The organism is Isobaculum melis (assembly GCF_900111355.1).
GTDB classification, from domain to species: Bacteria; Bacillota; Bacilli; order Lactobacillales; family Carnobacteriaceae; genus Isobaculum; species Isobaculum melis.
Genome location: NZ_FOHA01000026.1, coordinates 13,778 through 30,485 on the forward strand (window position 1 = coordinate 13,778; position 16,708 = coordinate 30,485).

General features: G+C 35.2%; 10 protein-coding genes and 1 pseudogene. 5 read left to right on the forward strand and 6 right to left on the reverse strand.

Annotated features, from left to right (window positions below):
* Nucleotides 1–308: 308 nt before the first annotated feature.
* Nucleotides 309–1,706 (forward strand): methylaspartate mutase accessory protein GlmL, encoded by a 1,398-nt coding sequence (gene glmL, locus BMW29_RS12895; protein WP_092654032.1) that lies wholly within the window; start codon nucleotides 309–311, stop codon nucleotides 1,704–1,706.
* Between the two features lie 55 nt (nucleotides 1,707–1,761).
* Here the strand turns inward: glmL and BMW29_RS12900 are convergent, their stop codons facing one another.
* Both BMW29_RS12900 and hutI read right to left on the reverse strand, forming a co-directional pair.
* A complete protein-coding gene (locus BMW29_RS12900) occupies nucleotides 1,762–4,818 on the reverse strand; it encodes an AAA family ATPase (protein WP_092654034.1) in 3,057 nt (1,018 codons plus the stop codon).
* Nucleotides 4,819–5,150: 332 nt separating this feature from the next.
* On the reverse strand, nucleotides 5,151–6,416 hold the full coding sequence (gene hutI / locus BMW29_RS12905) for an imidazolonepropionase (RefSeq protein WP_092654056.1): 1,266 nt from the start codon (nucleotides 6,414–6,416) through the stop codon (nucleotides 5,151–5,153).
* A 279-nt stretch (nucleotides 6,417–6,695) separates the two neighbouring features.
* Between hutI and BMW29_RS12910 the strand changes: the two genes are divergently transcribed.
* Complete coding sequence (locus BMW29_RS12910; RefSeq protein ID WP_092654036.1) at nucleotides 6,696–8,717, forward strand: urocanate hydratase; 2,022 nt, start codon at nucleotides 6,696–6,698, stop codon at nucleotides 8,715–8,717.
* A gap of 261 nt (nucleotides 8,718–8,978) precedes the next feature.
* Nucleotides 8,979–9,743, forward strand: coding sequence for a formate/nitrite transporter family protein (locus BMW29_RS12915; protein WP_092654039.1), 765 nt, complete (start codon nucleotides 8,979–8,981; stop codon nucleotides 9,741–9,743).
* A gap of 127 nt (nucleotides 9,744–9,870) precedes the next feature.
* Here BMW29_RS12915 and BMW29_RS14145 read toward each other — a convergent pair whose 3' ends face one another.
* The 4 genes from BMW29_RS14145 to BMW29_RS12935 are packed head-to-tail and all read right to left on the reverse strand — an operon-like array spanning nucleotide 9,871 to nucleotide 15,144.
* The gene (locus tag BMW29_RS14145) at nucleotides 9,871–12,444 is read right to left on the reverse strand and encodes a LuxR C-terminal-related transcriptional regulator (protein WP_092654041.1); all 2,574 of its coding nucleotides are present in this window, start codon (nucleotides 12,442–12,444) and stop codon (nucleotides 9,871–9,873) included.
* Nucleotides 12,445–12,495: 51 nt separating this feature from the next.
* Complete coding sequence (locus BMW29_RS12925) at nucleotides 12,496–13,455, reverse strand: ABC transporter permease (RefSeq protein ID WP_092654043.1); 960 nt, start codon at nucleotides 13,453–13,455, stop codon at nucleotides 12,496–12,498.
* Entirely contained in the window at nucleotides 13,452–14,195 is a 744-nt protein-coding gene (locus BMW29_RS12930; protein WP_092654046.1) for an ABC transporter permease, read from the reverse strand. The genes BMW29_RS12925 and BMW29_RS12930 overlap by 4 nt, the downstream gene beginning before the upstream one ends.
* Before the next feature lie 13 nt (nucleotides 14,196–14,208).
* Nucleotides 14,209–15,144, reverse strand: a complete 936-nt coding sequence (locus BMW29_RS12935) for an ABC transporter ATP-binding protein (protein WP_092654048.1) — start codon at nucleotides 15,142–15,144, stop codon at nucleotides 14,209–14,211.
* Nucleotides 15,145–15,390: 246 nt separating this feature from the next.
* On the opposite strand from BMW29_RS12935, the gene BMW29_RS12940 reads away from it, so the two are divergent.
* Nucleotides 15,391–16,317 (forward strand): ABC transporter ATP-binding protein, encoded by a 927-nt coding sequence (locus tag BMW29_RS12940; protein WP_092654050.1) that lies wholly within the window; start codon nucleotides 15,391–15,393, stop codon nucleotides 16,315–16,317.
* Nucleotides 16,317–16,708 (forward strand): annotated as a pseudogene (locus BMW29_RS12945) (ABC transporter permease); the annotation flags it as partial. The gene BMW29_RS12940 and the pseudogene BMW29_RS12945, both read left to right, overlap by 1 nt.

Below are 16,708 nucleotides of genomic sequence, written 5' to 3' on the forward strand. Positions count from 1 at the left end.
AAAACCATCTAATCGGGGCTTTGGTTCATGAGTTTGCTTTTGATTGATTCTTCTTGTTGGACAACTCATCTAAATTTTGTAGTTACTTTTATGCTGGGTTATTATTTAAAGACTGCCGTTTTCTTTTTTAATCAGATTTCCAGCTATTTACTAATCATAAATAATCTTTATTCTAATCCATTTTCATTTATAAAATGAAGATCATTAACTGGATTAGACGTTAAATAGATTCCAAAAATTTGCTTAAAAAATATTTTTTTATTTTGTTAAATCCTGTAAAAGGATAGCTGAAGAAGGAGGAGACACAATTGAATCGCTACTATTTATTTGTAGATTTTGGGAGTACTTTTACTAAATTGACCGCAATTGATGTCACAAAAGAAGTAATCATTGGGACAGCCAAAAGTCATACAACTGTTGAAACGCATTTAATGGATGGATTTGATTCTGCTTATCTACAGCTATTAGCAGCAATTGGACAACCAAGAATGCAGTTTCAAGAGAAATTTGTTTGTTCTTCTGCAAAAGGTGGCTTTAAAATGGTCGCGATTGGTTTGACAGAATCCCTCACAGCTGAAGCCGCTAAAAGAGCGGCATTAGGCGCAGGAACGAGAATCTTAAAAACCTACTCCTTGCAATTAACCCCTGCAGATATCCTTGAGATTGACCAGCTTGCTCCTGATGTTATTTTATTATCTGGTGGCACAGATGGTGGCAATCAGCAATTTATTTTACAAAGCGCACAGCTGCTAACAACGCTAGCCTCCCCTCCACCAATTGTAGTTGCTGGAAATCAAGCTGCTCAGCCAAAAATTGCACCTATTTTTAACCAAAAAAAGTTAACCTATTTGTTCACTGAAAATGTCATGCCCAAAATTAATGTCTTAAATGCGGAACCTGTTAGACTGATTTTAAGAGACCTTTTTATGCAACAAATCATTGAAGCAAAAGGATTAACTGATGTAGAACAACAAGTTGGCGCTGTTTTAATGCCCACACCAACTGCCGTTTTAACTGCTGCTAATTATTTAGCTGCAGGCGATGGCAATGAAGCAGGTATTGGTGACTTAATGGTTGTTGATGTTGGTGGTGCTACCACAGATTTACATTCTGTTTGTGATGGAAAACCAACGAATAAAGCCATTCGGATGGAAGGACTACAGGAACCTTACAAAAAGAGAACGGTAGAAGGCGATTTAGGCATGAGTTACTCTGCCCTTAGTCTTTATGAAGCAGTAGGTGTCGCAAAAATAAAACACTATTTACCACAGTTTAAAAGCAGTCAGATTTATCAAGCTTGTAAGCAACGTGAAGAAAATCCAAACTTGGTCGCAACCACTGCGCAAGAGCAAGCTTTTGATGATGCTTTAGCCAAAGTTGCGATTGACACGGCTTTCAATCGTCATGCTGGTTTTCTGCGTCAAGAAAAAACACCAACTCGTACCCTAGCTTTTCAAACGGGGAAAGATTTAACCCAGCTGAAGTATGTGATTGGGACAGGTGGGATTTTGTCCTTTAATCCCCATGCTCAAACATTGTTAAGTGCGTGTTTACAAAAAGAGGAACAAGCGCATATCTTAAAGCCCATACAACCTCAGTTTTATTTAGATCAGCACTATATGCTCTCTGCAATGGGCTTATTAGCCTCTGTGCATCCAGAAAAAGCCATTCGGATGATGAAAAAATATTTATTGCGGCTCACATAATCATTTTTTCTATAGCAAGCTAAAAAGAGACAGGATTTTTTTCCTGTCTCTTTTGTTAAGATTGTATCGTTTTAAAAGTTGTAGCTAATGTTGCGAGTTCATACGTATCTCGATATGGATTTAAATAATCTAAAGCTTTTTGATAGTAATAAGTTGCTTCTTTTGGTAATAATTCTGATAGTCGATGATCATCTAGTAAACGATTTTTCAATTGATACTTAATCATTGCTTCAGCAAAATAAACGGTACCAATGTCTCTAGGGCTAGACATACTTTTAGAATATTTTTTTGAGCTAGCAATATAAGCGAAAACCGCCTCATCATCCCCTTCATATAAGTTAATTAAGGCGAGATAAGCATCTAATTGTGGTCTTTTCCATAATGAAGAAAAGTTTTCATAGAGTCCATATGCTTTCATTAAATATTGTTTTGCTTGTTGATATTTCTGTTGTGCAAATAAGGAGATACCTGTATTAATATAAAAAACAGATAAGCTAGAAACAGAGCCTTTATCTACACAAAGATTGATTGCTTGATGATACATTTGAATCGCCTCTGCTTCATTTCCTTCAATATGCCGAATTTCCCCAAGATAATTATAAGCTGCACCAATATTAATCGAATATTTTTGTGCGGTTTCATCTGTAATCATAAAGGTACTAATAGATTCTTTTAATAACTTCTCAGCTAAATATAAATTGCCGCTCATTATATAGTAGAGTCCCTTTAATCTTAATAAAACACCAATGAGCTCATGATTATTGGTTTTAATGGCCATATCTAACGCTAGTTCAACATAGCGAAACATGCCTTCGGTATCATCAATTTGAATATAGTAAAAAACCATTTGTTTATAGCCTTTTAAAATATATTCTTGATGGTTAAGCTCACTTGCTTTAGAAATCACTCTTTGAATGTCATCAATGCCTTTATGATACTCGCCATGTCTAATTAAATAGCGCCCTTCTAAATAAAGAATTTTAATGACCAATAAATGATAGGTTTCATCCTCCTGATAAAGAGGGGTTAAGGCTGTTAATTTATTTTTAATTTTATTAAAATGCTCAATGACTGCTCCCTGTGCTAAGGAAAATGTTGGTTCGACAAAAGGTTGTTCATTTCTAAAAACTGGAAATAATTCATGATGAAAGCCGAGATAGTTTTGCAAATAAGCAATTTCATAAGTTAAAGACTTTAATTCATTTTTAGCTTTGGCATAATGAAAGGCAATTTTAGAGTAGTGCAAGCTATCATTTGCTTGCGGTTTAATTTGTGCCTCTAATTCCTCAGCAATTTTCCGATGAATGACTCTTTTCTTCGAGGTTGGTTGGTTCATATACATGTAATCTCTTAATTTGGAATGGGTAAATTGAACATTAATTTGCTCTCCATCCATTTGTTCCTTTAAGATATTTTTATTGACCAAATTCTCAATTAAATTAACGATTTTCCAGGTATCTTTTTCTAAAATTGCAGAGAGAATGGTGATTGGCGCACTGTCATAAAAATACGATACAATACTGGTTAAATTGCGCTCATCTGGTGATAAATAGAGAAAGCGGTTTTTCAATGCATCTTGCATTTTAACAGTCATTGTATCCAGCTTGGTATTGGTTTGTAGCAAGCTAATATATTCAATTAAGAAAAATAAATTCCCTTCTGTATGTGCATAAATATTTTGTACCATTTCTTCTGTTAAGGCTAATTTAGGCAGTTTTTTTCGAATAAATAATTTTGTTTCTGTTATCGTAAAGGGCTTTAATTCAATTGTTTCTAAAAAGTTGTATTTTTTTAAGGTGGTTAAAAAATCATCAGTTCCACTATTGTATTCATTTCTTGAGGTGAACATGAAGAGCGCTTCTGATTGTTGTAAATGTAACATGACACTGGTTAATAAGCCTAAGCTGGTGTCATCTAGCCACTGAATATCTTCAAAAACAAAAACTGGCTTTTTAATGGTGGCAATTTTTTTGATGGCTTCAATCATTACTTGAGATAATAGATTGAGATCTACCATTTCTTGATTTTCTAATAGTTTTATAACTGGTAATTGTTCATCAAAATTAGGAAATACTTTTGCTAGAATTTCCTGCCATAAAGCTGGTTGAATCAATTCCTTCTGCTGAATGATTTTTGACATTTTTTCAACAATTTGCTTCCAAGGTCGTAGCGCATGCTGCTGTTCTGCTTGATAACATTGTGTTTCCAAAATGAAAAATTCTGCTTGTATATTATCTAGTACGCGATTGGTTAAGGCACTTTTACCAACCCCTGCTTCACCAATAATCAAGACGGACTTGGCTTGTTGGTTGGCACCAAAACCCTTAAAATTTTGCTCTAGCTGGGTAATTTCTTCAGCGCGACCAAAGAAAAGCGCAGTAAAACGACTCGCTGCAGCAAGACTTTTTTGATTGACGATTTCTAATGACTTCTCATAAATTTCTCTTGTTTGACTACTTGGATTGATTCCTAGCTCAATTTTTAATGAATTTGCTAAGCTATAGTAGGTTTCAATCACTTTTCCATTGCGATCATTATCTTGATAGAACTGCATTAATAATTGATAATTGCGTTCATCAAATTCATCAATATCTATGAGTTTTTGAATATTTTTTTCGACATCTATTAAATTTTTTTGTTGAATATCTGTTTCAATTTTTTGAAAACACTCTCGGACAAATTTTTTCTCATAAAAGCTTCTCATTTTTACAATCCATAAATCAAAGCTTTCAGACTCTTTTAAATAAAAACCTTTTAAAAATTCGCCTTGGTAGAGTGCTAAGTGTTGACTTGGTGCTGTTAAAAATAAATCAATATCACTAGTGATATCTAACTCCTCATTCAAGACAAGTAAAACCTTAGTTGGAGAAGTAATGTATTCTCCTTTTAGTGTTTTATTAGTTTGATAAATAGTATTCCTTAGATTTTTTTTAGCGCTTTGTTCGTCTTTATTTGGCCACAATAGTCCCGCTACTTCATCACGACTCACGGTTTTATTGACCAACAGATAGTATAATAATGCATTTATTTTAGAAAAAGAGAAAAAAATTGACTCTCCGTTTAAACGGATTTGCGGATTACCAAATAGTTGACAATAAACTTTATCTGACATTTTCTTCACCCTATTCTTGAATCATATATGATTTCAATGATGCAAGGTTATCAAGAGATATTTCACTTGTTTGATAGACCTTGAGATTCAGTTGTAATAAATGGCTTTTTGTCCTCCTTTCAATAATATGCTCCTCCTTTTAGGCTTTGTATAGCCCAAGAAAATATAGAGCGTTTACATCTTTAATATAGCATAGCACTTATCAAACCACTAGTGCTTTATCCATTTTTACGATTAAATTAATCTTATGTTTTCGATTAGCTTACTCTTCTGCTATTAAAAAGCCCCATAAACTATATCTATCCATCAAGTTTATGGGGAAATCTTCTTTATTATACTAATTGTCTGTCTTTGACGACTAATTGACCATTTTTATAAACATCTGTTACCAGGTTGGTGGCAAAGAAATATAATGGATAGTCAATATTGGGTGCATCAAATAAAGTGATATCGGCTAATTTTCCCTTGTCAAAGCTGCCAATAGTTGTCGCTTGATCGACACAATAAGCTGCATTAATTGTGACTGCATTAAGTACTTGAATCGGTGTCATTTGCATCGCAAAACAGCCTAGTTGCATGATAAATTGCATATTGGCAGTTGGACAGCTTCCAGGGTTACTATCTGTTGATAAGGTGAGGGCCATTCCCTCTGCCATCATTTTTTTCGCTGGGGCATAGGTGTCTTTCATTAAACTAAAGGTAGTTCCTGGTAAGAGGTTCCCAATCACTTTGCTCTGGCTCATTTTTTTAATGCCTTCATCTGTTGCGGCCATTAAATGCTCTGCACTAGTTGTCTGCAAGGCTGCTGCTACATCAACACCACCAATGGGTTCAATTTCATCAGCATGAATTTTTAACTTTAATCCTAAAGCTTTGGCTGCTGCTAAAATTTGATGTGATTCTGCTGCTGTAAATACGCCTTCTTCACAAAAAACATCACAGAATTCAGCTAAATTTTCAGCTTTAACTTTTGGTAGCATCTCTTCAATCATTAAAGTAATATAGCCTTCACGATCTGCTTGATATTCTGGTGGCACTGCATGAGCTGCCATGAAGGTTGAGACCAAATCAATTGGATGTGCTGTGTTTAATGCTTTGACAACCTCTAATTGTCTTTTTTCAACTTCCCAATTTAAGCCATAACCACTTTTAGCCTCAACTGTTGTCACACCATGGATAATCATTTTGTCTAATAGCTTTTCTGATTTTTGATAAAGATTATCATAAGATGCAGCTCTAGTTGCATTGACTGTATTTAAGATGCCGCCACCCTGTTTTAAAATATCTAAATAGCTGACGCCATTAATTTTTTTAGCAAATTCATGCTCACGACTGCCACCGTAAACCAAGTGTGTATGTGAGTCAATTAAGCCTGGTGTTGCGATTTTCCCTGTACAATCAATTTGTTCTGTTGCTGCACAAATCAATTCTTTTGGTGGCTCTCCACTTCCTACTGAAAGTATTTTCCCATCCTTTACAGCAATATAACCATCTTCAATAATGGTTGCCTCAGACATTTCTGCCCCATATAATGGATGTCCTTTATCAATTGGACAAAAAATTTGGTTTAAATGAATTAATAATTTATCTGCTCCCACTTTCGTCACCATCCTTTATCTTGTTGCTTATAATTTATCTCCTAAGCATCTAATTTGAGTCAAATTAAAGAAAGCGCTTTACAAAAAATCAAGAATCAAGAAAATCATAGCGATAGACTTTCCTTTGACAAGCTTCCCTTATGATAGGGCTACAACCTAACCAATTGATACCAAGAATATGGTTTTGTCTAGTAGCTTTCAACTGGATGCTAGCAAAACAAAAATCGTTTTTTTATTTTTATCATTAGAGAGTAGATAGATTCAAGGAGGAAAATAAGAATGAATAACATGGACATTAGTCGTGCTATGACAATTAAGTTAGATGATGTTTTACCAGATATGCCTACTTTTAAAGATGGCATTAGACGTGCTCCAGATCGTGGGTTCCGTTTATCAAAGGCACAAACTGAGTTGGCATTAAAAAATGCGTTGCGTTATGTACCAGAAAAATATCATGAGCAAGTCATTCCTGAATTTTTAGAGGAATTAACAACACGTGGACGTATTTATGGCTATCGTTGGTATCCAAAAGAACGCGTTTATGGTAGACCGATTGATGAGTATCAAGGGAAATGTGTGGCTGCTAAAGCAATGCAAGTCATGATTGATAATAACCTTGATTTTGATGTAGCGCTTTATCCCTATGAATTAGTGACTTATGGTGAAACAGGACAGGTTTGTTCTAACTGGATGCAATATCAATTGATCAAACGTTACTTAGAAGAAATGACAGATGAACAAACATTAGTTGTTGAGTCTGGTCACCCACTAGGGTTATTTGCTTCTAAAAAGGATGCACCACGTGTCATTATTACCAATGGTTTATTAATTGGTGAGTATGACAACATTGATGATTGGGAAATTGCTGAACAAATGGGTGTGACAAACTATGGGCAAATGACTGCTGGTGGTTGGATGTATATTGGACCACAAGGAATTGTGCATGGGACTTTTAATACTTTATTAAATGCTGGTCGCTTAAAATTAGGGCTTGCTGATGATCAAGATTTAGCAGGTAAATTATTTATTTCATCTGGACTTGGTGGGATGAGTGGTGCGCAAGGTAAAGCAGGGGAAATTGCCAATGCTGTTGCGATTATTGCTGAAGTGGATAAATCTCGTATTGATACGCGATTAGAGCAAGGCTGGATTAGCAATATGACTGCTACACCTGAAGAAACGATGAAATTAGCCCAAGAATATATTGATCGTAAGGAAAAAACGTCAATTGCTTATCATGGGAATATTGTCGATTTACTAGAATATATTAATGAAAACAATATTAAAGTTGATTTATTATCTGACCAAACTTCTTGTCATAATGTTTATGAAGGTGGCTACTGCCCTGCTGGGATTGATTTTGATGAACGTACCCGTTTATTAGCTGAAGATCAAGCAGCCTTTAGAAAGCTCATTGATGAAACATTAGCAAGACATTATCATGTGATTAAGGATTTAGTTGCAAAAGGGACTTACTTCTTTGACTATGGAAATGCCTTTATGAAATCGGTTTATGATTCTGGTGTCAAAGAAATTTCTAAAAATGGTGTAGATGATAAAGATGGCTTTATCTGGCCTTCATATGTAGAAGATATTATGGGACCAATGTTATTTGACTATGGTTATGGTCCATTTAGATGGGTTTGTTTAAGTGGGAAGCATGAAGATTTAGTCGCAACTGATAAGGCTGCTATGGAAGCAATTGATCCAACTAGACGCTATCAAGATCGTGACAACTATAACTGGATTCAAGATGCTGAGAAGAATCAATTAGTCGTTGGAACACAAGCACGTATTCTTTATCAAGATGCGCTAGGACGTGTTAATGTCGCACTAAAATTCAATGAATTAGTTCGTGAAGGAAAAGTTGGTCCGATTATGATTGGTCGTGACCACCATGATGTTTCAGGAACAGATTCTCCATTTAGAGAAACCTCAAATATTAAAGATGGTAGTAATGTAACGGTTGATATGGCTGTTCAATGCTATGCCGGAAATGCTGCTCGTGGGATGAGTCTCATCGCACTTCACAATGGTGGTGGTGTTGGGATTGGTAAATCAATTAACGGCGGCTTTGGTTTAGTATTAGACGGTAGCGAATTAGCTGATAGTATTATTAAATCTGCAATTTCATGGGATGTTATGGGTGGCGTTGCAAGACGTAACTGGGCTCGAAATGAGCATTCAATTGAAACATCGATTGAGTATAACGAATTACGCAAGGACACTGATCATATTACAATCCCTTATCTTGCTGATGATGCTAAAATTGCTGCAGCTGTCAATCGTATTTTTAAATAAGTGGTTGTTACAAAACTCAAAAGTTTTATCACAACCACGTAAATTACTTCCATAAACGGTGGCCAAAAGTCAGGCTCTTCGGAAATTTCACAAAATTCAACCAATACAAAAAGCGTATTGTTCGTCTTTTGCTCCAATTTCTCAAGCCTTAACGACTTTTGTCTCAGCCTCATTCAAAAAGGAGTTTTGAGAATAGCTTCATTTCTCATCGCTCCTTTTTTCTATCATTGATAAAATCATTCAAAAGTAAAGGAGATTACGATGTATTCACCTACTGAAATTTTGGAAAAAAGTATTGAAACTGGTGTCAAAAAAGTCAAGAAACCATTAGTAGAAAAGCTAGTTTTAGGTTTTATTGGTGGGGCAATGATTTCGCTTGGCTATTTGGCTTATGTGCGAGTAAGTGCCTCTATCGCAGCTGATTGGGGCAGCTTTGCCACATTTATTGGAGCCTCTGTCTTTCCTGTTGGCTTAATCGTGATTTTATTAGCAGGTGGCGAATTAATTACTGGTAATATGATGGTCGTTGCAAGTTCTTTATTTGACCGAAAGATTACCACTAAGGAGTTAATCATGAATTGGCTTGTGATTACTTTTGCCAATTTTATTGGGGCTTTATTTGTTGCTTATTTCTTTGGTCATCTTGTTGGTTTAACCAGTTCAGGTGCTTATTTAGAGACCACCATTCATGCAGCTCAAGCTAAAATTGCTGCCACCCCTTTACAAGCTTTTATTTCTGGGATTGGGTGTAATTGGTTTGTTGGCTTAGCAGTCTGGTTATGCTATGGTGCAAAAGATGCCACTGGTAAAATTTTAGCGATTTGGTTCCCAGTAATGACTTTTGTTGCAATTGGCTTTCAGCATTCTGTGGCCAATATGTTCATTATTCCAGCGGCTATTTTCGAAGGACAAGCCACTTGGTTTGCCTTTTTACAAAATGTCGTTCCTGTCTATTTTGGCAATATTATTGGTGGTGCTGTAATGGTTAGTGGCTTCTATTATGTCACTTTTAAACAGCAGGCATAAATCGAAAAAAACGCTAAAAGTAAAGGATGATTCCTTTTCCTTTTAGCGTTTTTACGATTAGATTTAAATTTATTTACAGAGTTAAGCCTGCATTTTATTACTGTCATCACAACAAAAGATGCAGTTTTTATAAAAGGCCCATCTCTTTAGCCTTAGCGACTACTGTCACACGAGAATTCACTTCAAGCTTGCGATAGATATTTAAAATATGCGTTTTGATAGTAGCTTCTGAGATAAACAGTTTTTCTGCCATCTGCCTATTTGTTGCTCCCTTTGCAATCTCAATTAACACTTCATGTTCCCTCGCTGTTAATAAGTCTTTATCGGCTACATCACAAACAGCTAATAATTGCTGATGAAAAGCTTGCTCTTTGGGTTCCAATTGTGCGGCAAGTTCTTGACTAAACTGTGTATCAAGTTGACAAACAACTTCTTGATAAAAGTAAAATGGGGCTTTGATTTCATTGTCACTAGCATAATATAAGCTTTCAGAATATAAATTTTTCAGTAAGCGTTGATCAGCATTGGGTTGCGCTAAAAGAATGGATAACTTTAATAAATTTGCTTCAATAATTTTAAGAAAAATCTGGTTTTTACGACTTTTGATCAGAATCTGATCAATCACTTCTATTGCTTGCTCTGGTTGCGCTTGTTTCACTAAAATCATACTATAAAACAGCTGATTATTTAGGCTATGATTATTTTTTTCTTGGTGATACAGTGTTACATAAGAATCTTGAAACGCTTTGCTTAGTTGGTTGTATTTTAAACAATATTTCAACAAAATAGATTTAGTTAGCACACTATAATGACCTAGTGCTTCATCTTCTATTTTTTGAACCACTTGAAACGCTTCCTCTGGTCGGTTAGATAAGTAGAAGAACTCTGCTTGATTATACTGATAAGCTAAAGCCACATGTTCATGCTGTTGCTGGCTCACTTTAAGCAAAGTTTTTTCAGCATTTTCTAAGTCTAAGCGCTTTAGATAAATTCCTGAGATGGTCATATAAAAAGTAAGCTCATAATTTTTTTTAATCGATTGACCATACTTCATTTTAGCAATCATTTTCTTGGTTGCTTTTAACAAAGCAAGACTTTGATTCAATTCTCCTGTTTCTTCATATAATTGAGCCAGTAAATTTTGATTAAAATAAGTTAAAAATGAATTATTTGTTTGTTGATTTAGAGCCATACTACTTTTAACAAGATCAATCGCTTCAACAAATTGATCACGAAAATAGAGCACAGCAGCATTCTTCAATAAGATAAACGCTTTTGATGTGGGTGTTAGCTGTAACTGTTTGATTTCAGCAACGGTAATTGATAGCTGTTCAATTGAAAATGGTTGGATACCCAATAATATTTTGATTCCTGCAATGGCTTTGATTTCATTTTTTTCAGGGTATTTTTTTTCTAAGGCATCAATGATTTCTTGACAAACTGCATACTCTAAATTTGAATAATGATAAAAAATCTTTTGATAGGCAAAATCAATGTTTTGAATGGCTTCTGGTATAGGCACCTCTCCAACATAATAGGCAGAACGAATTGTTTGTGGCAAGTCAATAATCAGAGCCATCATCTGAGCGTAATCCTCTATCTCAAGTAGTAAACGGATGCCTTCATCTAAATCCCCTTGTTGAATAAATGAACTGGCAGCCACTGCCTTTAGCTGCTTTTGTTCAGCTAAAGCTTTCTTTTCAAACTGAAGCATTAAAAAATCCTTTAAAATAGGATGGTATTGATAAATTTGATGGTTTAAATCGACACATTCAATAAGCAGATTTTTATGCATCAACTGCATGATGCACTCCTGAAAGTCTATCTGAGGTAAAAGTGCATGGCTTAAGGCTTCATTTAAGTAAGAAAAAGAAGCCGTCTGCACTAAAAATGTCTGTTCTTCTGTTGTTAATTGTTGAAAGATTTCTTTTGATAAATAATCAGATAAGACTTTATCACTTTTTTCTAACTCATTTAGCTTGATTATGCCTGTCCGTAAATTAGCAGCGATTAACAGCTGTAAGCCACCAATCCAGCCGTCTGCAATTGTGATGAATTGTTGCTTCTCTTCTTGTGTTAAAGCTGCTCCCACAGCTTCCTCTACAAATTTTAGAGCCTCATTTTCTGATAAGAAGAAATCCTTTTCCACAATATATTGTAATTGATCATCCATTTCTAGATTGCCTAAATAAAGCTTCGGACGATGTCTGGTTAAAAGTAAGACATGGACGGTAGCTGGCATTTGTGATAAAAAGAGTGCAAATGATTGGAGCACCTCTTCATTTTCTATTAAATGAAAATCATCTAAGACTAAAAAGAAATCCTCGCTTTCAAATAAACCATTGCTTAAAAATGCAATGCCATCATCTATTGTTTCCTTATTCACAGTTGCCTGGAAAAAAGCTAAAAATTCCTGTTTTAGTTCACCTAATTGGGTTTGTAACACTTCTACTAAGTAGCTCCAAAAAACATAAAGATGATTACAATCTTTGCCTAAACTGACCCATTTAATCTGTTCCTTTGGATAGTCTGACAAAAAAGCTGTCACCGCTGTGGTCTTCCCTCGGCCTGCTCCTGCTTCTACCACAAGTAATTTTTTAGTCGTAATCCCATAAATTTTATTCATCAATAATGGTCGACGGACTATCTTTTTCCGAACTTCAGGCTGTCTGATTCTACCATTTAATATTCTTTTTTCCACGCTGATGACCCCTTTTGCCTACTAATATTACTTCTAGTATAACAGGAATGACTAGCTTCTAACATAATCTTTTCGTGTTTTCATCAGAGCAAAGAAGAATAAAACAATGGTAAAAATAAGCAGATAAGCGATGTTTGTTATCATTGAATCCCCATTTTCCAAATTGGCAACAGCTTCTAGATATCTTTTCTGCGGCAAAACTTGAATCAAATAATCTAGCCATTTGTTGCCATCTTCAAAAGAAAAAAAGCTACCAGAAAGTACAGTGGTAATCACAACAATAGTTGAGCCTAACATATTGGAACGATCACTATCAGTAAAGAGCGAAGCCATAAATAAAGAGAAAGCTGTCGCAAATAGACAAATGAAGCCTAACAAATAGAAATACTCAAACAGTTCAAAGCCAATATCCACTTGAAAAATAACCTTAGCTCCTGCGATAATACATAGGATTGGAAGGAATAACAAGACGAAGGAAAAGGCGGTATGTCCTAGTAATACCCGCATTAAAGAGGTGGGCGTTGTGGCAATGCGTTCAAGTAGATGCTGCTCTTTATCCTCACCAAAAGTAAACATATTGGTTAAACTAGCCATTAATAAAAACATCAGCAAGTAACCAATCATCATGCTCCCTGCACCTTTTTTCTCAGTTAACGTCATTTCATTTCCAGCCGTTCCTGCTAACAGCTGCTCCAATTTGGTTTGAAGGACATCATTTTTAATCGTTTCTACTGTTATATTTCCCCCTTCTTTTTGAACCACTGCATCATAGGTTCCTTTGATTAGCTCCGAAGTTTTGGGCGCTTCTTTTAAATAGGTGACCTCCAGTTTATCGGATGAGACCGCCCATTCACTTTCCTCTCCAACAAAACCAATGCGCAATGTCTCTTCCCCATGGCTGCTCATAAAAATTGCAACACCAATTGACACAACCATTAAAGCAAACATCACGAAAATACGCGCTTTATTTTCCCAAGCTCGACGACAATCATTTTTAATGACAGCTATCATAAGTAATCCTCTCCTTTAAATAATGCCCCGCAGCATAAAATAAGTAGCATCGACATTCCTAATAGTAGGCCCATTGTTGCTAAAAAACCAGTTGCAGCAGTGTCGTAAATGAGTGAAAAGATCAAATCTATTACTTTAGTTATCGGTGAAAACTTGCTGATTGCTACCATTTGCTTTCCAAGACTTGCTACTGGGAAAAACAAACCAGATAAAACCGCAAACAAAGTAGTCACAATACTAATAATTTGATTGGCAACACCTTCACTTTTAAATAGGCAACACATTAAAACACCAATACAGCTAAAGAAAAAGTCTACTGCTAAAAACAGTGCCATAATCTTTCCAAGGTGCGCACTACCAAAGTTCACCCCTAGAAGAATATGCATCACACCACCAGCAAGCGTATAGAAAATAGCGGTAAAAATAAAGGTGGCAATTATTTTAGATAAGGGAATAGAAAATTTATTGATAGGTGAGTAGATAATTCGTAAATTTGGCTGCTTGATTCTCTCCTCTAAAAAAGCATTGGCCGAAAAAGTAGCAGCATACAAAGTACTATAGAGCAGCATTGTCACGCCATAATAATCATAGCTGGTAATACTACTTCCATATAACCCTTCAGTCAAGACACCTAAAACAGCTGTTAATAAGAAGGGAAAACCAATGCCAAAAAATATCCACATTGGGTTAATTAATAAATTGATGGTATCTCTTTGAACAATTCTTAGAAAACGATACATGGTTGAATCCCTCCTAATCTCTTAAGGAACGTCCTGTTAAATCTAAAAAGACGGTTTCCAAATTATTTGATTGTATCTCAACATTTTGAATTTTTTGATTTAATTGAATTAAAACACTGATGATTTTATCTAAGTTTTCGACTCCTTGAATCGTTGTCACAATTAATTGTTGTGCTTCTAGCTTCACTTCTTTAAGTCCTTCAATGTGATAAAAATCATCTAAGGAAAAGACTGTGCTAGTTGCTAATTCAATGACAATATTTTTTTCACCTGATAAGGCTTTTAAGGATTCTTTTGTTCCTTCTGCAATCATTTTTCCATGATCCATAATAATAATTCTAGTAGAGATTTCTTCTACTTCTTCCATATAATGCGTGGTATATAAAATGGTCATCCCATTTTTTTGCATCTTACGAATGGCATCTAAAATATGATTACGAGATTGAGGATCAATTCCCACGGTTGGCTCATCCATAATCAATAATTCTGGTTGATGGGCAATGGCGCAAGCAATATTTAACCGACGCTTCATCCCCCCAGAAAATGTATTGGCTTTTTCTTTACGGTGTGCAGTCAATCCTACCGAATGTAAGGCAAAGTCAATTCCTGCTGCTAATGCAGCGCCTTTTAGTCCATACAATGAGGCGAAAAAACGAATATTTTGCTCTGCGGTTAAATCTTCATATAACGCTAAATCTTGTGGCACCATTCCTAGCTTCTCTTTAAAAGCTTTGATATTTTTCTCAATTGATTTCCCTTGATATAAGATTTCACCTGAATCATAGCCTAAAGCGCCACAGATAATATTGATTGTCGTACTTTTAGCAGCACCATTTGGTCCAAGTAGACATAAAATTTCTCCCTGCTTAATTTCAAACGATAGCCCATGTATGACTTGTTTTGCTTGATAACTTTTTCCTAATTTCTTTACTTCGATTAGTGAGTGCATATTTCCATCTCCTTTATGTCTTTATTATAGAAAAAGAACAGTAGACTGCCTATCAACCGAACGGATGATATTGTAAAAAAAGTGTTTATTATGGTTTTTTGGGGATTTAAGAAATAGTTAATAATTGGTTAAGAGACCATTTAAGAGATGCTTGGTATAGTTATGGTGTTGAAAGGAAAACAACACAGTTGCTTGAAACAAACAACGTGTAGCCTACATAACTAAAAAAAGAGGAGTGGAACATAAATGACTGAAGCAGTTTTATCATTAAAAAATGTTGGAAAAAAATTTGGTAAAGAAGAAGCACTGAAAAGTGTGACACTAGAAGTAAAAAAAGGAGATATCTACGGTTTAATTGGAAGAAATGGTGCGGGTAAAACCACCATCATGAAACTAATCACTGGTTTATCTGAACAAACATCTGGTGAAATTGTGCTACTAGGAAAAAATAAACGTACTAGAGAATATAGCAGTGTCTTACAGCGCATTGGCTCAGTAATTGAAGCACCTGCGGCTTACAATAAATTATCTGCTTATGAAAATATGAAAATCATTTGTATTCAAAAAGGCATTCATGATTTATCTGTGATTGAAGAAGCTTTAACTTTTGTGAATTTAGCGGATACAAAAAAGAAAAAGTTTAAAAACTTTTCATTAGGGATGAAACAACGATTAGGCATTGCCATGGCTTTAGTGAGCAATCCAGACTTCTTGATTTTAGATGAGCCCATTAACGGCTTAGATCCAATTGCCATTATTGAATTTAGAGAAATTATTGAGCGGATCAACCGTGAAAAAAATACAACGATTTTAATCTCAAGTCATATTTTAACAGAGCTTTATCATGTCTCAACTCGCTTTGGCTTCATCCATGAGGGTCAAATGGTACAAGAATTAACCAAAGCCGAGTTTGATGCATCAAATACAGAGGCAATTGTTGTCAAAATTGATGATGTCAACAAAGCAGCTATGTTATTAAAAGAAAAAATTGGTGATACATTTGAAGTTGTTGCACAAGATGAAATTCATATTTTTACTGAGAATCAATCTGTTAGAGAAATCAATATGCTCCTCGCAGCAAATGGCGTTCTAGTAGATTATATCGGCAAAAAAGAAAACAGTTTAGAAAACTATTACACAAATCTAGTGAGCAGTCTTAAGGAGGAAGTATAATGTTACGTTTAATTAAAGCAGATTTCTATCGATTATTTCATTCAAAAGGGTTTTATATGATTTTAATAGCTATTATTGGGTTGGCTGGTTCTGTTGTCTTATCTGAGGCGTTTACTTCAATTGGCGTAAGTACAGAAACTTCTGCAGTAATGGAAGCCTATGGTAATGCTGTATGGACGCCTGAAATTGCGCTTAAAGGAGCACTTTCATCAAGTAGTATCTTAAATTATCTTTTCATTGGCTTCTTTGTGATCATTTCTGGTTACGAGTTTTCTCAAAAAACCTATAAAAATACCTTAACTGCAGGTGTGAGTCGTATCACATTTGTATTATCTAAATATTTCTCGCAACTGTTAACTGTGATACTTGGTACAATGCTTTATCTTGGTTC